Raw genomic sequence first — 20,311 nt, forward strand, 5'->3', positions numbered from 1 at the left:
GGCCGTGTGGCCGGGGATTCCTGCGGTCCTGCTTCATCAGTGCCCTCGATAGGATTCGAACCTACGGCCTTCTGCTCCGGAGGCAGACGCTCTATCCCCTGAGCTACGAGGGCGCGGCACCGGCTGTTCGCCCGATGCCCTGCGGGACCTATTGAGCTTATCAGCATCCGGCCCGCCAGAAGAAATGCGCAACGCCGCGCGCCTGCAGGAACCGTTGTGGAGGCGCGGCCGGCCCCTCCCCGACGGCCAGGTGCGAGCCCGGTCACAGCCGGGCCGTGGAAAGGCGGGTGGCAGAAGTGATTGCCCTATGCTTGTGGGGTGACTCCTGAAGAACTTTCCGCTGCCATTGCCGCCTGCCTGCAGGCCGCCGTCGACGCCGGCGATTTCGCCGTCGAAATGCCGGACGAGGTCCGGGTGGAGCGACCGAAGAACCGGGAGCACGGGGACTGGGCCACCAACATTGCCATGCAGCTGGGCAAGAAGGCCGGCATGAATCCACGCCAGTTTGCTGAGATTCTCAGCGCCCGGCTGGAGAAGATCGACGGCGTCGCCCGGGTTGAGATTGCCGGCCCCGGCTTCGTCAACATCACCGTGGACGCCGCCGCGGCCGGCGTGCTTGCCAAGAGCATCGTCGAAGCGGGAACCGGCTACGGCACCAGCGATGACCTGTCCGGGCAGCGCATCAACCTGGAGTTCGTCTCCGCAAACCCCACCGGGCCGATCCACCTGGGCGGCACCCGCTGGGCCGCGCTCGGCGACTCGCTGGCGCGCATCCTCGTGGCCCAGGGCGCGGACGTGGCCCGCGAATACTACTTCAACGACCATGGCTCGCAGATCGACCGCTTTGCCCGCTCCCTGCTGGCGAAAGCGAAGGGCGAGCCGGCACCGGAGGACGGCTACGGCGGAGACTATATCGCCGACATCGCCAACGCGGTGCTGGCGCAGAACCCGGACGCACTCTCGTCCGCTGACCCGCAGGAAGAATTCCGCAGCCTCGGCGTGGAGCTGATGTTCACGGCGATCAAGAAATCGCTGCATGAATTCGGCGTGGATTTCGATGTGTACTTCCACGAGAATTCGCTGTTTGAGGACGGCGCCGTGGAGAAGTTGCTGGAAGAGCTGAAAGGCTCCGGCAGCCTCTACTTCAACGACGGCGCGTGGTGGCTGAAGTCCACCGACTTCGGCGATGACAAAGACCGCGTGGTCATCAAGTCGGACGGCAACGCGGCCTACATTGCCGGCGACATCGCCTACTTCAAGAACAAGCGGGACCGCGGGTTCGACCTGTGCATCTACATGCTCGGCGCCGACCACCACGGCTACGTCGCCCGGTTGAAGGCCGCCGCGGCCGCGATGGGCGACAGTGCCGACCGGGTGGAAGTGCTGATCGGCCAGATGGTCAACCTGGTCAAGGACGGCAAACCGATGCGGATGTCCAAGCGCGCCGGCACCGTGGTGACCATGGAGGACCTCGTCGACGCCGTGGGCGTGGATGCGGCCAGGTACGCGCTGACCCGCTCGCACGCCGATTCGAACATCGACATTGACCTGGACCTGCTGGTCAAGCACAGCAACGACAACCCGGTCTACTACGTGCAGTACGCCCACGCGCGCACCTGCGCCGTCGCCCGCAATGCTGCCGCCTCCGGGGTGGAACGCAGCGCCTTCGACGCGTCGCTGCTGGACCACGCCACCGAGAACGAACTGCTGGCCGTGCTGGGCGCCTACCCGTCGGTGGTGGCCATGGCCGCGAAGTTCCGCGAACCGCACCGCGTGGCCCGCCATCTGGAAGTCATCGCCGGCGCCTACCACCGCTGGTACGACGCCTGCCGTGTCACCCCGATTGGCGACGGCGAAGTTACCGACACGCACCGAACCCGGCTGTGGTTGAACACCGCCGTGACCCAGGTGCTGGCCAACGGCCTGGACCTGCTGGGCGTCAGCGCCCCGGAGAGGATGTAATGCCCGCAGCACACGTATCCGGCGCCGCGTCAGTGCTGGCCCCGGACTGGCTGACCTGCCCGCAGGATGTCAATGCGCTGGACACCAAGCTGTGGGCCCAGGATGTGGCCCGCGGTGCAGCCGGTGAGCTGGAAGTCTCCGGCATCGGCGTCGGCGAGCTCAAGGAGCAGTTCGGCACGCCGCTGTTCGTGGTGTCCGAGGACGATTTCCGCGCCCGTGCCCGTGCCTTCAAACAGGCCTTCGACGACGCCTTCAGCTCGCTCTGCGGCGGCGTGGACGTCTACTACGCCGGCAAGGCGTTCCTGAGCGTGGAAATCGCCCGTTGGGTCGCCCAGGAAGGGCTGCGGCTCGATACCTGCAGCGGCGGGGAGCTTGCCGTCGCTGCCCGCGCCGGCATCCCGGGGGAGAACCTGGGCCTGCACGGCAACAACAAGTCGGACGCCGAGATCCACCGCGCCCTGGACATGGGGCTGGGCCGCATCGTGGTGGACAGCCTGGATGAACTGGCACGGGTCGGCGCCATCGCCGCCGGCCGGGGCGACATGGCCAACGTGATGCTGCGGCTGACCCCCGGCGTGCACGCGCACACGCACGAGTTCATTGCCACCGCGCATGAAGACCAGAAGTTCGGCCTCTCGATGGCCGGCGCCGACCAGCAGCAGGATGGCACGGAGCACGACGCCGGTGCGCCGGCTCAGTCCGACGGCTCGCCCGCAGCACAGGCCGTCGCTGCGGCGCTGGCGCACGAGTCGATCAACCTGCTGGGCCTGCACTGCCACATCGGCTCGCAGATCTTCGAGCCCGAAGGTTTCGCGCTGGCGGCCGAGCGGCTGCTGAGCTTCGTGGCGCAGGTCCGCGACGAGCACGGCGTTGACCTGCATGAACTCGATCTGGGCGGCGGCTACGGCATCGCCTACACCGAAGCCGACACTCCTCGGCCGCCGGCCGAACTCGCCCAGGCGATGGCCGCCGTCGTGCGCGCCGCCACCGAGCGGCTGGGGATCCCGGTGCCGCGGATCTCGATTGAGCCGGGCCGTGCGATCGCCGGGCCGAGCACCTTCACCCTCTACTCTGCCGGCACCCGGAAGACCGTGCAGGTTGACGTGGACGGCGGCGGCAGCCGTCCGCGGCGCTACGTGTCCGTGGACGGCGGGATGAGCGACAACGCGCGCCCGGTGCTCTACGACGCCGATTATTCGGCCGTTTTGGCCTCCCGTGTGACGGAAGCAGCGCCGATTATTTCCCGCGTGGTTGGTAAACACTGCGAGAGCGGTGACATTGTAGTCAGGAACGTTTACCTGCCCGAGGACATCGAGGCGGGGGACTTGCTGGCCGTGCCGGCGACCGGGGCCTATTGTTGGGCGCTCTCCAGCAACTACAACTATGTGGCCCGGCCGCCTGTGGTTGCCGTGCGCGGCGGCGAGGCGCGGTTGATCATCCGCGGCGAAACCGAAGACGACCTGCTGGCCCGCGACCTGGGCTGACCCCCGACGGGCGGCAGGGGTGGCGAGCGAGATAAAAGACTGAGAGTTTGGGCAGCATGAAAACGCTGAAAGTAGCACTGTTGGGATGCGGGAACGTCGGAGCCCAGGTGGCCCGGATCCTGATTGACGACGACGAAGTGCTCGCCGCACGTACCGGCGCACGGCTGCAACTGACCGGGATCGCCGTGCGCGACGTCGCCGCCAAGCGGACGGTGGAGCTGCCGGCCGAACTGTTCACCACCGAGGCCGAGCCGCTGATCAAGGACGCCGACATCGTGATCGAGCTCCTCGGCGGGCTGGAACCGGCGCGGACGCTCATCCGCAGTGCCATCGACAACGGCGCCGCCGTCGTCACCGGTAACAAGGCCCTGCTGGCGGCCGACGGGCAGGACCTGTACGCCCGCGCCGACGAGGCCGGCGTCGAGCTGTCCTTCGAAGCCGCGGTTGCCGGCGCCATCCCGCTGCTGCGGCCCATCCGCGAGTCGCTGGCGGGGGACCGCATCACCAAGGTGATGGGCATCGTCAACGGCACCACCAACTACATCCTGGACCAGATGGACACCACCGGCGCCCAGTTTGCCGACGCGCTGGCCGCCGCGCAGGAACTCGGCTACGCCGAAGCAGACCCCACCGCCGACGTGGAAGGCCATGACGCCGCGGCCAAGGGCGCCATCCTCGCCGAGCTGGCCTTCCACACCCCGTTCGATCTGGCCAACGTCCAGTGCCAGGGCATCAGCTCCATCACGGCGGACGACATTGCCGCGGCCAAGGACGCCGGCTACGTGATCAAGCTGCTCTCTATCGCCGAGCGGCTGCGCGGGAACGACGGCCAGGAGGGCGTGGCCGTGCGCGTCCACCCGACCCTGCTGCCGCGCCAGCACCCGCTGGCAGCCGTGCACGGAGCCTTCAACGCGGTTTTCGTGGAGGCCGAAAACGCCGGCGAGATGATGTTCTACGGCCAGGGCGCCGGCGGCGCGCCGACCGCCTCCGCCGTGCTGGGCGATGTGGTCAGCGCCGGCCGACGCATGGTTGGCGGCGGCCCGGGCCGGACCGAAACACCCACCGTCCAGTTGCCCGCCGTCGGACTTGACTCGGTCAAGACCAGCTACTACATCGGCCTGGACGTGGCGGACCAGCCGGGCGTACTGTCGCAGATTGCCGGCGTCTTCGCCGAGCACGGCGTCTCCATCGAGACGATGCGCCAAACCATCCACGCCGAAGCCCCCCATGACACCGCCAGCGACGGCGGCAAGGTGACCGCGGAGCTGCGCTTCGTCACGCACCGGGCGTCCGAGGCTTCGCTGGCCGCGACGGTCGACGCCGTGCGCGGACTCGACATTGTCAACGCTGTTATCTCTGTCCTGCGAGTAGAAGGAATCTAAGTGGCCCACCAATGGCGCGGCGTCATCCGTGAATACGCGGACCGGCTGCCGGTAACGGAGCAGACCGAGATCATCACCCTCGGCGAAGGCGGCACCCCGCTGGTGCGGGCCAAGGCCCTCTCCGAGCTGACCGGCTCCGAGGTGTACCTGAAGGTGGAGGGGATGAACCCCACCGGCTCCTTCAAGGACCGCGGCATGACCATGGCCATGACGGCGGCGGTGGAGGCCGGCGCCAAAGCGGTAGTCTGCGCGTCCACCGGCAACACGTCCGCCTCGGCGGCCGCCTACGCCACCCAGGCCGGGCTGAAGTGCGCGGTGCTGGTTCCCGCCGGCAAGATCGCCATGGGCAAGATGAGCCAGGCAATCGCGCACGGCGCCGAAATCATCCAGATCAACGGCAACTTCGACAACTGCCTGGAAGTGGCCCGCAAACTCTCCGAGGCCTACCCGGTGTTCCTGGTGAACTCGGTGAACCCGGCACGCATCCAGGGCCAGAAGACGGCGGCCTTCGAGACGGTTGACTATCTGGGCGACGCCCCGGACATCCACGTGATGCCGGTGGGCAACGCGGGCAACATCACCGCCTACTGGAAGGGCTACCAGGAGTACGCTGCGCCGTACGAGTCGGCCACTGCCGGCATGCTGGGCCCGGTTGCCACCAAGACTCCGACGCTGTGGGGCTTCCAGGCCGCCGGTGCCGCCCCGCTGGTGCTGGGACACCCGGTGACCGAACCGGAGACCATCGCCACCGCGATCCGGATCGGCAACCCGGCCTCCTGGGACACCGCCATCGCCGCCCGCGACGAGTCCGGCGGCCTGATCGATTCCGTGACCGACGACGAGATTCTGGCCGCGCACCGTTGGCTGTCCTCGAAGGAGGGCGTCTTCGTGGAGCCGGGCTCCGCGGCGGGCGTGGCCGGCGTGATCAAGAAGCACGCCGCCGGCGAGGTGCCCTCGGGCAAGACCATCGTCATTACGGTCACCGGTCACGGACTGAAGGACCCGCAGTGGGCACTGCGAACCGAGGATGGCAGTGAAGCGTCGCCGATCAAGGTGGACTTCGACGTGGTCAGCGTGGCCTCCGCCCTGGGTCTTGAGTAGCAGCACCTTGGCAGGGGAGGACGCCGCGGTGGCCGGCCGCATAGCGCCCGGCCAGCGCATCACGGTGCGGGTGCCGGCCACCAGCGCCAACCTGGGTCCGGGCTTCGACAGCCTGGGCCTGGCCGTGGCGTTCTACGACACGGTCACGGTGGAGTCGACCGACGACGGCGTCTTCCAGGCGTCCGTCAGGGGCGAAGGCGCGGCCAACCTGCCGACCGACGAATCGCACCTCATCATCCGGACCTTGCGCAGTACGCTGCGCCAAGCAGGGTACGACGCCGGTGGGTTGCGGCTGGAAGCCGAGAACCTGATCCCGCATGGGCGGGGGATGGGGTCTTCCGCCGCCGCAGTGGTATCCGCGGTGCTGTTGGCCGATGCCCTGCTTCCGGAGCAGGACCGCCTTGGCGCCGGGAAAATCCTGCAGATCTGTTCCGGCTTGGAAGGCCACCCCGACAACGTGGCACCTGCTTTGAGCGGGCAGTTGGCCATCTCCTGGGAGGAAGCCGGGGTCTACTACAGCACCCGAGTGCCGATCTGCCCGGACATTGTGCCAGTGGTGGCTATACCCTCCTATGAACTTTCCACCGAAACGGCACGTAATCTGCTGCCCGCCTCGGTGCCGCATCACGTTGCTGCCGCCAACTCCGGCCGCGCCGCACTGTTGGTCCACGCACTCACCCGCGACCCGTCGCTGCTGCGGGCAGGAACCGAAGAGTGGCTGCATCAACGGCACCGGGCGCCGGCCATGAAACCCAGTGCCGCGCTCATCGAGGCGCTGCGCAGCCGCGGCCACGCCGCCGTCGTCTCCGGCGCCGGGCCCACTGTCATGACGCTCGCCGCGGACGAGGCCGAAGCGGTGCAGGTTCAGAAGGTCATCGCCACCCATCTGGAGCAGCACGACATGCCGGGGAGCTGGCGTGTTCTGAAACTGGCAGTGGAGACAGATGGTGCTAAAGTGGAAGTGCACCCCCGGGATTAACCGGCGAGGAATCCTGCCCGGATGCTCCGGATCACGCAAGCCGAGCAGCCGTTGAGGCAGGATCCCCGTTCCAGGTGCAGCCTTTCAGGAGCCTTCCGCGGCACTCAACGGCGTTGCTGTCGGCCATCGGCCGGACAGGACCTCCCTCGTTCCAGCCGGATGGCTTGTTTCAAAGGCTTTCATATCTGTTCACCCGGACTTTCCTCGGCATGACGCCGGAGGCAATAACGGACCCCGGCCGGGCTTCTCATGCACGGTCGGGTGGCAAACAACGCGGTGCGCTTCAAATGCACACCGCCCGACGAGGGGGAAGGATCCTTCGTGACCGAAACCACTGACCTGACTGCAGGTGTGGAAACCATTGACTCTCCTGCACCGAAGAGTGCGGGCCTTGCCGGCCTGAAGCTGGCCCAGCTGCAGGTGCTGGCCGGACAGCTCGGCATCACCGGCGGCTCCCGGATGCGCAAGGGCGACCTTGTCACTGCGATTTCCGACCACCAGCGCGGCTCCTCGGTTGCAGACCGGGCCGCCAAGAAGGTGGACCAGCCGGCGCGCACCGAAGCTTCTGCTCCGGCCAAGGAAGAGAGCTCCGGCACGGCAGGCGAGGGCGCCGGCAACTCATCCGGCGGCGACCTCACTAAGGCCGCCGAGCGGGTCAGCCGTACCCGCAACCGCAACCGCCGCGCCAGCAGCGACGGCACGGTGGCACCTGCCGACGCCGAGGCCACGGCCGCAAAAACCGCCACCGCGGCACCGGCCGAAGCCCCTGCCCAGGCTCCCGCCGCGGAGACTGTCCAGGCCGACGGCGAAGTCCGCCAGGAGCGCCGCAGCCGCGGACGCAACCGGCGTTCGGAGTCCGGTCAGCAGGACGCAGCCGAGACCAAGACCGATGCCCAGCAGGAAAGCGCTGAGGCCGGCAAGCAGGACGAGAAGAAGGACGGCCAGGACGGTTCCGCCCAGCAGCAGTCCGGCCGCGGCGACGGCCAGTCCGACCGCCGCAACCGTGACCGCAGCCGCAACCGCAGCGAGTCCGACCGCGACAACCGCGACAACCGGGACAACCGCGATAACCGGGACAACCGGGACAACCGTCAGGACGACGGCGAGGACGGCGGCCGCGGACGCAACCGCAACCGCCGCAACCGCCGCGACAATGACAGCAACACCCGGTACCGCGACCGCAACGAGCGCCGCCGCGGCCGCGACCGTGGTCCGGACGTCGACGACACCGAGGTTTCGGACGACGATGTGCTGCTGCCCGTCGCCGGCATCCTGGATGTGCTGGAGAACTACGCCTTCGTGCGTACCTCCGGCTACCTGCCCGGACCGAACGACGTCTACGTCTCGCTGGCCCAGGTCAAGAAGTACAACCTGCGCAAGGGCGACGCCGTCGTCGGCGCCATCCGCGCCCCGCGCGACGGCGATTCCGGCGGCCAGAGCAGCCGGCAGAAGTTCAACGCGCTGGTCAAGCTTACTTCCGTCAACGGCAAGCCGGTGGAAGACAACAAGGACCGCGTGGACTTCACCAAGCTGGTTCCGCTTTACCCGTCGGAGCGCCTGCGCCTGGAGACCGAGCCGAAGAAGATCGGCCCCCGCGTCATCGACCTGGTGGCCCCGATCGGCAAGGGCCAGCGCGGCCTGATCGTCTCCCCGCCGAAGGCCGGCAAGACCCTGATCCTGCAGTCCATCGCGAACGCGATCACCACCAACAACCCTGAGGTCCACCTCATGATGGTGCTGGTCGACGAGCGGCCCGAAGAGGTCACCGACATGCAGCGCACGGTCAAGGGCGAGGTCATTGCCTCCACCTTCGACCGTCCCGCCGATGACCACACCACGGTGGCCGAACTGGCCATCGAGCGCGCCAAGCGCCTGGTGGAAATGGGCATGGACGTGGTGGTCCTGCTGGACTCGATGACCCGCCTGGGACGTGCCTACAACCTGGCCGCCCCGGCATCCGGCCGCATCCTCTCCGGCGGTGTGGACTCGTCCGCGCTGTACCCGCCGAAGCGCTTCTTCGGCGCCGCGCGCAACATCGAAAACGGCGGCTCCTTGACCATCCTCGCCACCGCCTTGGTGGAGACCGGATCCAAGATGGACGAGGTCATCTTCGAGGAATTCAAGGGCACCGGCAACATGGAACTGCGCCTGTCCCGCTCGCTGGCCGACAAGCGCATCTTCCCGGCCGTCGATGTCAATGCCTCCGGCACCCGCCGCGAGGAGAACCTGCTCTCGCCCGAAGAGGTCAAGATCATGTGGCGCCTGCGCCGCGTCCTCTCCGGACTGGACACCCAGCAGGCGCTGGAACTGCTCACCGGCAAGATCCGGGAAACGCAGTCCAACGTGGAGTTCCTGATGCAGGTCCAGAAGACGACGCTCGGCTCGAAGGCCGAGAACGACAAGTAGCTGCTTAATAGCCGCTGATTTTTTGCCGGCCCCGCCCCTACGCCGGGCGGCCCAGGATCTGCGATCCTGAGCCGCCCGGCTCCGGTAGGCCCGAAAGGGAGATGCCGAGGGACCCGACCCGAGCTTGCGAGGGTTGGGAAGGCCTCGACCGCACTCCCGGGCCGGCAAAAAAATCAGCGGCTGTTGCTGTTAAGTCGCCTTGGCGTGTCAGTCCTTGTCGTTGCTATTTAGACTTGTTGTGAGTCGAAAGAGGTTTGAAGATGTTTGAGTCCGTTCAGGGGCTGCTGGATGAGCATGCCCAGCTGCAGAAGGAATTGAGCGACCCTGCTGTCTACGCCGATCAGGCGCGGGCACGGAAGTTGGGCCGCCGTTCGGCGGAGCTGAACGGCATTGTGGAGGCGCACAAGCGCTGGTCGCACCTCTCGGACGACCTTGAGGCGGCCCGCGAGCTTGCCGACGAGGATCCGGAACTGGCGGCCGAGGTCCCGGGGCTGGAGGCTGAACTCGAGACCGCCCAGGAGCGGCTCCGCCGGCTGTTGATCCCGCGCGATCCGGACGACGCCCGCAACGTGATCATCGAGGTCAAGGGCGGCGAAGGCGGCGACGAGGCTGCGCTGTTCGCCGGCGACCTGTTGCGGATGTACATGCGCTACGCGGAATCGCGCGGCTGGAAGACCGAAATTATCTCCGCGACGGAGTCCGATCTGGGCGGCTACAAGGACGTCCAGATGGCCATCAAGGGCAACTCCAACGACCCGGCCGAAGGCGTGTGGGCCCGGCTCAAGTTCGAGGGCGGCGTGCACCGCGTGCAGCGCGTTCCGGTGACCGAATCGCAGGGCCGCATCCATACCTCCGCCGCGGGTGTGCTGGTGCTGCCCGAAGTGGACGAACCGGAAGAAATCGACGTCAGCCAGAACGACCTGAAGATCGATGTCTACCGTTCCTCCGGCCCCGGCGGCCAGTCCGTGAACACCACCGACTCGGCGGTGCGCATCACCCACCTGCCCACCGGCATTGTGGTGGCGATGCAGAACGAGAAGTCGCAGCTGCAGAACCGAGAGGCCGGCATGCGGGTGCTGCGTGCGCGGCTGCTGGCCCACCAGCAGGAGCAGATCGACGCGGCGAACTCCGAGACCCGCAAGTCGCAGATCCGCACCATGGACCGGTCCGAGCGGATTCGAACCTACAACTTCCCGGAAAACCGGATCGCGGACCACCGCACCGGCTACAAGGCCTACAACCTGGACGCGGTGATGAACGGCGAACTGGAACCCGTGATCCAGTCGGCCATCCAGGCGGACGAAGAACACCGGCTGGCCGCACTGGGCGAGGAAAACTAGCCAGCGGTGCCCGGCACGAATCTTGCCGAAGCACTCTCCGCCGCCACCGCGCGGCTGGCAGAGGCCGGCGTCCCTTCGCCGCGGGTGGACGCCGAGTTGCTCGCCGCCCACCTACTGGGCGTGTCGCTGGGACGCGTGCGTGCGCTGGCGCTGATGGACGCCGAGTCTCCGGACGGCCTTGAGGACCTGGTGGCCGAACGCGCCACCCGTGTTCCGCTGCAGCACATTACCGGCCGGGCCTTCTTCCGGCACCTCGAACTGCAGGTGGGGCCGGGGGTGTTCGTGCCGCGGCCGGAGACCGAAACCGTCGCCCAACATGCCATCGACCGGGCGCTCGCCCTGCCCGCGGCCAAGGTGGTGGATCTAGGCACCGGCTCCGGAGCCATCGCCGCCGCCGTCGCCAGCGAAGTACCGTCCGCCACCGTATACGCGGTGGAACTCAGTGACCTCGCGCACGCCTGGGCCGAGCGGAATCTGGCGCCGCTTGGCGTCACTCTGCTCAGGGAGGACCTGCGCACGGCGCTGTCCGCGCATGACGGGACCTTCGACGTCGTCGTGTCCAATCCGCCCTACATTCCTGCCGAAGCGGTCCCGCGCGAGCCCGAGGTCGCCGATCACGATCCGCAGATGGCGCTCTACGGCGGGGGAGCGGACGGGATGGAGCTTCCGGCCGCCACCGCGGCCACCGCCGCACGGCTGTTGAAGCCCGGCGGCTACTTCATTATGGAACATGCCGAGGTCCAAGCCGCAGCGGTGCTGACCCTCCTGCAGGCTGCCGGATGCTGGCAGCAGGTGGCTACCGAGTACGATCTAACCGGGCGCGAGCGGGCCACGTCCGCTCGACGGTTATGAGAATGGAACAATGAAACTGTGAGCACCACGTTCAACTGCACCGACGCCGCAGACCGCAGCGAGGGCCTGGCGGCAGCACAAGCCGCCCTCGCGGACCGGCAGTGTGTTGTCATGCCCACCGATACTGTCTACGGGATCGCCGCCGACGCGTTCTCGCCCCAGGCGGTGGCCACCCTGCTGGCCGCCAAGGGCCGCGGACGGAAAATGCCGCCGCCGGTGCTGGTGCCGCGGCCGCAGACCATGGACGGCCTCGCTACCGACGTGAGCGACGAAGCCCGCGCCCTCGCCGACGCCTTCTGGCCGGGCGGCCTGACGCTGATTTTCCACGCCCAGCCGTCGCTGACCTGGGACCTGGGCGAAACAAAGGGCACTGTAGCCCTTCGAATGCCCGACGACGAGCTGGCCCTGGAACTGCTGGCAGCCACCGGACCGTTGGCCGTGTCCTCGGCGAACCGCACCGGCCAGCCCTCGGCGCAAACGGCCGCGCAGGCCATGGAGCAGTTGGCTGAATCGGTGGACGTTTATTTGGAAGACGGCTTTCGCCCCGCCGAAGGTGCGACGGCGGTGCCCTCCACCATCGTGGACTGCACCTCCAGCCCGCTGCGGGTGGTGCGCGAAGGGACCATCAGCCTGGAAACTCTGCGCACCGTCGTCCCGGATGTCCTGGGCCTCGGGGAGACGGTAGAAGCATGAGCCGCGATTCCGCTCTTCCGGCCGGCAAAACTGCCAGCAGCGACCGCGCTCTCTGGCTGTGGTCGCAGATCCTGCTGGACTCCCTGGCTTGGGTCGTGGCGATTATGCTGGCAGTTTTCCTGCGCTACGAAATGGCGCTCAGCCCGGCCAAGATCCCCGGCATCATCCTGCTGTGTGCGCTGGCCATAGCGGCCCAAGTGGCGGTCGGGTCAGCCTTCGCCCTATACAAGGGCCGTTACAGCTTCGGCAGTTTTCACGAGGCCAAGCTGCTGGTCATGGTGACCATCTCGGTGTCCGTGATCCTGACCCTCGGATTGCTGACCTTCGGCATCTCGCTCGGCATCGCGCGCGGCACTGGCCTGATCGCGTTCCCCTTCGCCTGCCTCTTCATGGCCGCGGTTCGCTACCTGAAGCGGATGTACGTGGAAAGCAAAGCCAAACCGGGCGACCAGGCCGAACGGACCCTGATTTACGGCGCCGGCTTTGTGGGCAACAACATCGTGACCCGGATGAGCAACGATCCAGCCTCGCCGTGGCTGCCGGTGGGACTGATCGACGACGATCCGGCCAAGAAGCACCTGCGGATCGCTTCCGTTCCGGTCCTGGGCAGGATGGAAGACCTGCCGGAGATCGTACAGCGCACCCAGGCAACCGTCCTGCTGGTGGCGATCGCGGACATCGACGCCGTGCGGATGCGCAAGATCTCCGACACCGTCGCCGGCCTGAACGTGCGCGTCCTGGTGGTGCCGCCGCTGAAGGACATGCTGACCGGCCGGCAGGACTTTTCCTTCCGCGAAGTCGCGATTGAAGATCTGATCGGGCGCCAGCCGGTGGATATCCACGTGGAAGAAATCGCCCATTACGTGACCGGCCGGCGGGTGCTGGTCACCGGCGCCGGCGGGTCCATTGGATCCGAGCTCTGCCGGCAGATCCACGCCTTCCAGCCGGCCGAACTGATCATGCTGGACCGCGACGAAACCGGCTTGCAGGGCACGCAGATTTCCATCACCGGCCAAGGACTGCTCACGGGCAAGGACACCGTGCTGGCCGACATCCGCGACGCCGGTGCGCTCGAAGCGATCTTCCTGGACCGCAAGCCGGAAGTGGTGTTCCACGCCGCGGCACTAAAGCACGTCTCGCTGCTGGAGCAGTACCCGGAGGAAGCCTGGAAGACCAATGTGCTCGGCTCGCTGAATGTGCTGCGAGCTGCACGCGCTGCCAGAGTCGAGACCTTCGTCAACGTTTCCACCGATAAGGCCGCCAACCCCACCACCGTGCTGGGCCACTCCAAGCGGGTAGCTGAGAAGCTGACCGCCTGGGTCGCGCAGCAAACCGGGCTGAAGTACGTCTCCGTCCGGTTCGGCAACGTGCTGGGCAGCCGCGGATCGGTCCTGCCGCTGTTCAGCGAGCAAATCCGAAAGGGCGGACCGGTCACCGTCACCGACGCCGAGGCCACCCGGTTCTTCATGACCATCCCGGAAGCTTGCCAGCTGGTGATCCAGGCCGGCGCCATCGGCACCGGCGGCGAAGTGTTGATTTTGGACATGGGCGAACCGGTCAAGATCCTGGACGTAGCCGAGCGGATGATCGCCATGTCGGGCCGGGACGTCGAAATCGTCTTCACCGGCCTGCGCCCGGGGGAGAAGCTGCACGAGGACCTGATCGGGGAGGGCGAAAGCGATTCGCGGCCGCTGCACCCCAAGATCTCGCACGCGAGCATCGAGGGACTTGACCCGGACCGGATGAGCCTGACCGACTGGAAGAGCCGGCAGCATCTGGTTTCCGCCTCGACCGGTGCGCTGGACACCGTCCCGCTGGCGGTGGCACCCGAGGACGACCTTGAGTCCGACGGGCGGGAGCGGGCCTCGTGAGCACGGCCGTGGTGGCCGTTGCCGCGGCCCTTGTGCTCAGCCTGCTGCTGCCGTTCGCGCTGATTCCGCTGCTCAAACGGCACGGGGTGCTGGATGTGCCCAACGAACGTTCCTCGCACACGCGGCCGGTGGTGCGCGGCGTCGGCATCACCGTGGCGGTCGGGCTGCTGGCCGGTCTCCTGATTGCCGGCTTCGGCGGTGCTGCGGAAGCATCCCAGTTGCTGCTCGCGCTTGCCGTCGTGGCGGCGGCGGCCGCACTGCTGGGCTGGGTCGAGGACTTCCGCGGGCTGTCCATCCGCGGCCGGGCCGCTCTACAGTTGGGCATCGGCGCCGGCGGAACAGCGCTGGCCATCGAACTGACCGGCCAGACCTGGTGGTGGCTGCCACTGGGCGCCCTGGCCCTGGCCGCCTACATCAACATTGCCAACTTCATGGACGGCGTCAACGGGATCTCCGGGCTGCATGGCACCGCAGTAGGGCTCATGTTCGCCGGAACCGGGGCAGTCACCGGCCACGGCTGGCTGGTGGTAGGCGGTGCCGTAGTGGCTGCCGCGTTCGTGGCGTTCCTGCCATGGAATCTTGGACGGGGCAACGTCTTCCTTGGTGACGTCGGCAGCTACCTGTTGGGAGCCTCGCTGGCCATGCTCGGCCTGACGGCCTTTTTGGACGGTGTACCCGCCGAGTATCTGTTGGGGCCGGTGGCCATCTACCTGGCGGACACACTCGCCACACTGCTGCGCCGGATCAGTGCGGGGGAGCAGTGGTACACGCCGCACCGCACGCACGCTTACCAGCGGTTGACGGACGTGGGCTTCAGCCATCTGCAGTCGGCGCTGCTGGTCACCGGCTGTTCACTGCTGACCGGTTTTTGCGGCTACCTGGCAGCCGAATCGGACCTGATGGGCAAGGCCGCCGCCATCGTCGCAGGCGTCGCCGTGGTCGTTTTCTACCTGCGGTCGCCGGTGATCTTCAGCCGACGTTCATCGAACGCGGCCGGCCCCGCCGCGTAACAGCAGGCGCCGAATCGTCGGCCAGTTCTATCTCATGTAGAATTATTCCGGCCGGTTCCGGCCAGTTCACTTCGCCTGCGACCGAAACGGATGATTCCATGCGCGCATCCCGCCACGACGGCACTGCTGCCGCCGGCGGAGCCATCGCCGCATCCGGTCCCACCCGGTCGCCGTGGTTGAAGATCCTCCGCACTTCCCTGATGGCAAGCGGCGCAGCAGCCGTGCTGATCATCGCAACGTCGGCCATCGTGGCCGGCGCGGCCGGTGCGTTGAGCGCCCTGCTCGGCGCCATGCTGGTGATGCTGTTCTTCGCCATCAGTTTGCTGGTGGGTCATTTTGTGGGACGGTCGAATCCATCCGGTGCCATCGGTGCCTTCATCGCCACCTACGTCATCAAGGTGGTGGGATTCGGCGCCGCACTGTTCCTCATCGGAACACCGGACTGGCTGGAGCGGACCTGGTTCTTCGTCGCGGCGGTTGCCGCCGTCGTCGTGTGGCAGGCGGCCGAAGTGTTCGCCTTCTCGCGTACCCGGCATCAGCTGTACGCCGATCCCGAGCCGGCACCGGAACACCGTCAGCAGCAGCCGAAGGGGGAGTCCTCCCATGGCGGCTAACGGCTCATCCGGCCCCACCGACAAAGGTTCCGGCGACGGCTCCACCTACCAGGGCGGCAACACCCTGCTGACCTATATAGTTGGCGGGATCATCGCCTGGGGTTTGATAGGCTGGGGATTGGACTATCTGCTGGATACCCGCTGGCTGATTTTCGTCGGCGCCGTTCTAGGCGCTGGAGGCGGATATTACTTGGCCCGCAAACACAAGCTCACGCGCGGCGCTCGGCGTCGCCATGAGGGCGGCCCGGGGGACCACACCTAAATGTCAGAAAACTTCATATGGTGGCCTGCCTTGACGGCGACCCACCCTGAAACGCCCAAAGATGGACACTGCAGAGAGGAAACGCGTTGATCGCGCTTGCGCTTCCGGCGGCCGCTAATGAAGGTGGCTTCGTCCCACCGAGCCTCGAAGATATGCATCTACCGGAGATTCTTCCGTGGATGGCCCCCTACGGCGAGGGCTTCGGCAAGCAGATGCTGCTGGTCCTGCTGTCCGTCGTTTTGATTTCTTGGTTCTTTATCGTCGCGGCCCGCCGCCGCCAGCTTGTCCCCGGCAAGCTGCAGTACCTGGGCGAAATGAGCTACAACTTCGTCCGCAACTCGGTGGGTAAGGACATCATCGGTGAGCGCGACTTCAAGCCGTTCGTGCCGCTCCTGTTCTCCTTGTTCTTCTTCATCCTGGTGAACAACCTCTTCGGCTCCATTCCGCTGATCCAGATGCCGACCACGTCCCATGTTGGGACGGCCTACGCCCTGGCCGGCATCGTTTACGTCACGTGGATTGTGCTGGGCATCAAGAAGCACGGCATCGGCTACTTCAAGCTGGCCGTGGTGCCTTCCGGTGTACCGAAGGCGATCCTGCCACTGGTCGTCCTGATCGAGATCATCTCCACCTTCCTGGTCCGCCCGGTCACGCACAGCCTGCGTCTCTTCGCCACCATGCTGGCCGGCCACCTGATCATCATGCTGGCCGCTGCCGGCACACAGTTCCTGCTGGTGGATGCTGATTTTTGGCTGAAGCCGCTGGGCATCCTCACCCTCGCCGGCGGCGTCGGCATGTACTTCTTCGAAATCCTGATCCAGGTTCTGCAGGCTTACGTCTTCGTCCTGCTGACCGCGATCTACATCCAAGGCTCCCTGGCCGAGGAACACTAAATTTCCCCTCTGGGGAAGAACCTGAACCAACAACCTGCCCACTGGGCATCTTGAAAGGAAAAAAATGGAAGGCAATATCAACCTCGTCGGTTACGGTCTCTCCGCTATCGGCGGTGCCATCGGCGTGGGCCTCGTGTTCGCTGCTTACATCAACGGCGTTGCCCGCCAGCCGGAGGCACAGCGCGTGCTGCAGCCGATCGCGTTCCTGGGCCTGGCTCTGACTGAAGCTTTGGCCATCCTCGGTCTGGTGTTCGCGTTCGTCCTCTAATCCAGGCAACGCGAACCATCCACACCGAATAGATAGGACGGGTGAGATATGAATCAGGCAATGATCCTCGCCGCCGCGGAGGGTGCTAACCCTCTGATCCCTAACGTCTGGGAAATCCTCGTCACGCTGATCGGCTTCGCGATCCTCATGTACATCGTCGCCAAGTTCGTCGTTCCGGCGTTTGAGAAGACGTTTGCAGAGCGGACCGAGGCCATCGAGGGCGGGATCGCCAAGGCGGAGGCGGCCCAGGCTGAAGCCAGTGCTGCTCTGGACGAGTACAAGCAGCAGCTGACTGAAGCCCGTACGGAAGCCAACCGCATTCGTGAGGAAGCACGCGCCGAAGGCGCCCAGATCCTGGCGGAGCTGAAGGAAAAGGCTCAGTCCGAAGCCGCACGCATCAGCGAGCAGGCCCAGGTGCAGATTGACGCTGAGCGTCAGGCTGCAGTGACATCGCTGCGCAGCGAGGTCGGATCCTTGGCGACCGAACTGGCTGGCAAGATCGTCGGCGAAGCGCTGAACGATGACGAGCGTTCTGCGCGCGTCGTGGACCGCTTCCTCGCCGACCTTGAGTCCCAGAGTGCAGGTGCTGCTAAATAATGGCCGGTGTATCGAGCGAGTCGCTGAAAGCGGCACTGCAGGAGCTGGAAGCTAAGCTTCCGACCGCTTCGCTGTCCCTGGCCGAGGAACTCTTCGGGGTCCTGGGCTTGTTGGACAGCAATGCCGGACTGCGCCGTGCCCTGACCGATCCGTCGCGGGACAGCAAAGAGAAGGCCGGCATGTTCGGCCGTCTCCTGGAGGGGAAGGTCTCGGCGGAAGCCCGGGACATCGTCACCTCGCTGGCTGCCTCGCGTTGGGCCTCTGCGCGCGACATCGGGGACGCCTTGGAGACCCTGGCGGCCACCACTGCCGTCGCCGTTGCAGAGAACAATGGCCAGGGTGTTGACGGACTCGAAGGTCTGGAGCGCGACCTGTTCGCGTTCAACCGCATTGTCGGGTCGGACCATGACCTGCAGCGTGCTTTGGTTGAGCCCCAGGCATCGGACAACGCCAAGACGGCGCTGGCATTGCAGCTGGTGCCGGGCGCGGGTCCCGCAGCCCAGCTGCTGATCCGGCAGGCGGTGTCCGCCCCGCGCGGCATCAAGCCCACGGCCCTGGTAGAACGGTTCGTCCAGCTGGTGGCCAAGCGCCAACAGCGCTGGATCGCGGAGGTCAGCGTTACCCGTCCGCTGACCAGCGAACAGGCGGCCCGCCTGCAGGCCGGCCTTGACCGGTTGTACGGCCGCGGACTGAAGATGAACGTCAACGTTGATCCGAGACTGGTTGGCGGCGTGCGGGTCATGGTCGGGGATGAGGTTGTGGATGCGTCCGTGATCTCCCGCCTGGCTGAACTCCGCAGGAATCTCTCGGTTTAGTTTCCGCACGGAGACACGGACCGGAAGCCTCACACAGACTGAATTACACACCGGTCATCGCGCACCACGCGATGATCACAAACACAGGAGAGCAGGGACTGCAGATGGCCGAATTGACCATCAACGCCGACGACGTCCGCAATGCGCTGAACGAGTTCGCGGCGTCCTATGAACCCGGAAGCGCCGAGCGGGTCGAAGTCGGCCACGTGACCACTGCCAGCGATGGCATCGCCCGTGTCGAGGGTCTTCCCTCGGTCATGGCGAACGAACTGCTGCGTTTCGAGAACGGCGTCCTGGGCCTGGCCCAGAACCTCGACACCCGCGAAATCGGCGTCGTGATCCTCGGCGATTTCACCGGCATCGAAGAAGGCATGGAAGTTCACCGCACCGGTGAGATCCTTTCCGTGCCGGTTGGCGACGCCTACCTGGGCCGTGTCGTGGACCCGCTGGGCCACCCGATCGACGACAAGGGCCCGATCGAGTCGACCGAGCGCCGTGCACTGGAGCTGCAGGCTCCGGGCGTTACCCAGCGTAAGTCCGTGCACGAGCCGCTGCAGACCGGCATGAAGGCCATCGACGCGATGATTCCGATCGGCCGCGGCCAGCGCCAGCTGATCATCGGTGACCGCCAGACCGGCAAGACCGCCATCGCAGTCGACGCCATCCTGAACCAGAAGGCCAACTGGGAATCCGGCGACGTCAGCAAGCAGGTCCGCTGCATCTACGTGGCGATCGGCCAGAAGGCATCGACCATCGCCGCGGTCCGCCAGACCCTGGAAGATAAGGGCGCGCTGGAGTACACCACCATCGTGGCGTCGCCCGCGTCCGACCCGGCCGGCTTCAAGTACTTGGCTCCTTACGCCGGCTCGGCCATCGGCCAGCACTGGATGTACGGCGGCAAGCACGTTCTGATCATCTTTGATGATCTCTCCAAGCAGGCCGAAGCCTACCGCGCCGTGTCGCTGCTGCTGCGCCGCCCGCCGGGACGCGAGGCCTACCCGGGCGACGTCTTCTACCTGCACTCCCGCCTGCTGGAGCGTTGCGCCAAGCTCTCCGACGAGCTGGGCGCAGGCTCGATGACCGGCCTGCCGATCATTGAGACCAAGGCAAACGACGTCTCGGCTTACATTCCGACCAACGTCATCTCGATCACGGACGGTCAGATCTTCCTGCAGTCCGACCTGTTCAACGCCAACCAGCGTCCCGCCGTGGACGTCGGCGTGTCCGTCTCCCGCGTGGGTGGTGCGGCACAGGTCAAGGCGATGAAGAAGGTCTCCGGAACCCTGAAGCTGGACCTGGCCCAGTACCGCGACATGCAGGCATTCGCCATGTTCGCTTCGGACCTCGACGCGGCGTCGCGCCAGCAGCTGACCCGCGGTGCGCGTTTGATGGAACTGCTCAAGCAGGGCCAGTACACGCCGTACCCGGTCGAAGACCAGGTTGTCTCCATCTGGGCCGGTACCAACGGCTACCTGGACGATGTTCCGGTCGAGGACGTCACCCGCTTCGAGGCCGACTTCCTCTCGCACCTGAAGCACCGCAGCTCGGTGCTGACGACCATCGCGCAGACGAACCTGCTCGAGGACTCCACGGTGGACGAGTTGAAGTCGCAGATAGCCGACTTCAAGCAGGGCTTCTTCGGGGAGGGTGACAGCCGTCTGGTTGGCGCCGGCCGCGAAGAGTACGACGCCCTGGCCGAAGACGAAGTCGCCCAGGAACAGATCGTCAAGCAGAAGCGCTAATTCATCTTCGTTGATCGGGCGGGGCCACACCGCGGTCCCG

17 protein-coding genes, 1 tRNA gene and 1 pseudogene are annotated in these 20,311 nt (G+C 66.4%); 18 read left to right on the forward strand and 1 reads right to left on the reverse strand.

Annotated elements, in window-relative coordinates:
- Window positions 1–40 precede the first annotated feature (40 nt).
- Window positions 41–113 (reverse strand) — tRNA-Arg (locus AB0N75_RS09755).
- Between the two features lie 205 nt (window positions 114–318).
- Here AB0N75_RS09755 and argS point away from each other — a divergent pair.
- From argS to atpA, 18 genes and pseudogenes are all read left to right on the forward strand, one after another.
- Window positions 319–1,962, forward strand: a complete 1,644-nt coding sequence (gene argS, locus AB0N75_RS09760; protein ID WP_364648593.1) for an arginine--tRNA ligase — start codon at window positions 319–321, stop codon at window positions 1,960–1,962.
- Window positions 1,962–3,446 (forward strand): diaminopimelate decarboxylase, encoded by a 1,485-nt coding sequence (locus tag AB0N75_RS09765; RefSeq protein WP_364648596.1) that lies wholly within the window; start codon window positions 1,962–1,964, stop codon window positions 3,444–3,446. The genes argS and AB0N75_RS09765 overlap by 1 nt, the downstream gene beginning before the upstream one ends.
- Before the next feature lie 47 nt (window positions 3,447–3,493).
- Window positions 3,494–4,828: a homoserine dehydrogenase gene (locus tag AB0N75_RS09770; RefSeq protein WP_364648599.1), complete on the forward strand. Its 1,335-nt coding sequence runs from the start codon at window positions 3,494–3,496 to the stop codon at window positions 4,826–4,828.
- Window positions 4,829–5,929 (forward strand): threonine synthase, encoded by a 1,101-nt coding sequence (gene thrC, locus AB0N75_RS09775; RefSeq protein WP_364648602.1) that lies wholly within the window; start codon window positions 4,829–4,831, stop codon window positions 5,927–5,929.
- Window positions 5,922–6,908 (forward strand): homoserine kinase, encoded by a 987-nt coding sequence (thrB, locus tag AB0N75_RS09780; RefSeq protein WP_364648605.1) that lies wholly within the window; start codon window positions 5,922–5,924, stop codon window positions 6,906–6,908. Before thrC ends, thrB begins: the two co-directional genes overlap by 8 nt.
- 321 nt (window positions 6,909–7,229) lie before the next feature.
- The gene (gene rho, locus AB0N75_RS09785) at window positions 7,230–9,314 is read left to right on the forward strand and encodes a transcription termination factor Rho (protein WP_364648608.1); all 2,085 of its coding nucleotides are present in this window, start codon (window positions 7,230–7,232) and stop codon (window positions 9,312–9,314) included.
- A gap of 260 nt (window positions 9,315–9,574) precedes the next feature.
- On the forward strand, window positions 9,575–10,654 hold the full coding sequence (prfA, locus tag AB0N75_RS09790) for a peptide chain release factor 1 (RefSeq protein ID WP_364648611.1): 1,080 nt from the start codon (window positions 9,575–9,577) through the stop codon (window positions 10,652–10,654).
- Between the two features lie 6 nt (window positions 10,655–10,660).
- Window positions 10,661–11,506, forward strand: a complete 846-nt coding sequence (prmC, locus tag AB0N75_RS09795) for a peptide chain release factor N(5)-glutamine methyltransferase (RefSeq protein ID WP_364648614.1) — start codon at window positions 10,661–10,663, stop codon at window positions 11,504–11,506.
- 18 nt (window positions 11,507–11,524) lie between these two features.
- Window positions 11,525–12,184: pseudogene (locus tag AB0N75_RS09800) on the forward strand (L-threonylcarbamoyladenylate synthase); the annotation flags it as partial.
- Window positions 12,185–12,195: 11 nt separating this feature from the next.
- Complete coding sequence (locus AB0N75_RS09805) at window positions 12,196–14,070, forward strand: nucleoside-diphosphate sugar epimerase/dehydratase (protein ID WP_364648617.1); 1,875 nt, start codon at window positions 12,196–12,198, stop codon at window positions 14,068–14,070.
- A complete protein-coding gene (locus AB0N75_RS09810; protein ID WP_364648620.1) occupies window positions 14,067–15,080 on the forward strand; it encodes a UDP-phosphate glycosyltransferase in 1,014 nt (337 codons plus the stop codon). The genes AB0N75_RS09805 and AB0N75_RS09810 overlap by 4 nt, the downstream gene beginning before the upstream one ends.
- A 98-nt stretch (window positions 15,081–15,178) precedes the next feature.
- Window positions 15,179–15,694, forward strand: a complete 516-nt coding sequence (locus tag AB0N75_RS09815; RefSeq protein ID WP_364648623.1) for a hypothetical protein — start codon at window positions 15,179–15,181, stop codon at window positions 15,692–15,694.
- On the forward strand, window positions 15,684–15,956 hold the full coding sequence (locus AB0N75_RS09820; protein ID WP_364648626.1) for a hypothetical protein: 273 nt from the start codon (window positions 15,684–15,686) through the stop codon (window positions 15,954–15,956). The genes AB0N75_RS09815 and AB0N75_RS09820 overlap by 11 nt, the downstream gene beginning before the upstream one ends.
- 86 nt (window positions 15,957–16,042) lie before the next feature.
- Window positions 16,043–16,849, forward strand: coding sequence for a F0F1 ATP synthase subunit A (gene atpB, locus AB0N75_RS09825; protein ID WP_364648629.1), 807 nt, complete (start codon window positions 16,043–16,045; stop codon window positions 16,847–16,849).
- Window positions 16,850–16,913: 64 nt separating this feature from the next.
- Window positions 16,914–17,117 carry an ATP synthase F0 subunit C gene (gene atpE / locus AB0N75_RS09830; RefSeq protein WP_074701684.1) on the forward strand — a complete coding sequence of 68 codons (204 nt, stop codon included), beginning with the start codon at window positions 16,914–16,916 and terminating at the stop codon, window positions 17,115–17,117.
- 48 nt (window positions 17,118–17,165) lie between these two features.
- A complete protein-coding gene (locus tag AB0N75_RS09835; RefSeq protein ID WP_364648633.1) occupies window positions 17,166–17,714 on the forward strand; it encodes a F0F1 ATP synthase subunit B in 549 nt (182 codons plus the stop codon).
- Complete coding sequence (locus AB0N75_RS09840) at window positions 17,714–18,529, forward strand: F0F1 ATP synthase subunit delta (protein WP_364648637.1); 816 nt, start codon at window positions 17,714–17,716, stop codon at window positions 18,527–18,529. The genes AB0N75_RS09835 and AB0N75_RS09840 overlap by 1 nt, the downstream gene beginning before the upstream one ends.
- 104 nt (window positions 18,530–18,633) lie before the next feature.
- Window positions 18,634–20,271, forward strand: coding sequence for a F0F1 ATP synthase subunit alpha (gene atpA / locus AB0N75_RS09845; protein WP_364648640.1), 1,638 nt, complete (start codon window positions 18,634–18,636; stop codon window positions 20,269–20,271).
- Window positions 20,272–20,311 lie beyond the last annotated feature (40 nt).

Origin of the sequence: Arthrobacter sp. NPDC089319, from assembly GCF_040684925.1 — a bacterium.
Lineage (GTDB): Bacteria > Actinomycetota > Actinomycetes > Actinomycetales > Micrococcaceae > Crystallibacter.

Excerpts from the sequence above, each read along its gene's own strand:
- AB0N75_RS09765 (WP_364648596.1), top strand. The coding sequence starts at position 1,962 with ATGCCCGCAGCACACGTATCCGGCGCCGCGTCAGTGCTGGCCCCGGAC.
- prfA (WP_364648611.1), top strand. The coding sequence starts at position 9,575 with ATGTTTGAGTCCGTTCAGGGGCTGCTGGATGAGCATGCCCAGCTGCAG.
- AB0N75_RS09805 (WP_364648617.1), top strand. The coding sequence starts at position 12,196 with ATGAGCCGCGATTCCGCTCTTCCGGCCGGCAAAACTGCCAGCAGCGAC.
- AB0N75_RS09815 (WP_364648623.1), top strand. The coding sequence starts at position 15,179 with ATGCGCGCATCCCGCCACGACGGCACTGCTGCCGCCGGCGGAGCCATC.
- AB0N75_RS09820 (WP_364648626.1), top strand. The coding sequence starts at position 15,684 with ATGGCGGCTAACGGCTCATCCGGCCCCACCGACAAAGGTTCCGGCGAC.
- atpE (WP_074701684.1), top strand. The coding sequence starts at position 16,914 with ATGGAAGGCAATATCAACCTCGTCGGTTACGGTCTCTCCGCTATCGGC.
- AB0N75_RS09835 (WP_364648633.1), top strand. The coding sequence starts at position 17,166 with ATGAATCAGGCAATGATCCTCGCCGCCGCGGAGGGTGCTAACCCTCTG.
- AB0N75_RS09840 (WP_364648637.1), top strand. The coding sequence starts at position 17,714 with ATGGCCGGTGTATCGAGCGAGTCGCTGAAAGCGGCACTGCAGGAGCTG.
- atpA (WP_364648640.1), top strand. The coding sequence starts at position 18,634 with ATGGCCGAATTGACCATCAACGCCGACGACGTCCGCAATGCGCTGAAC.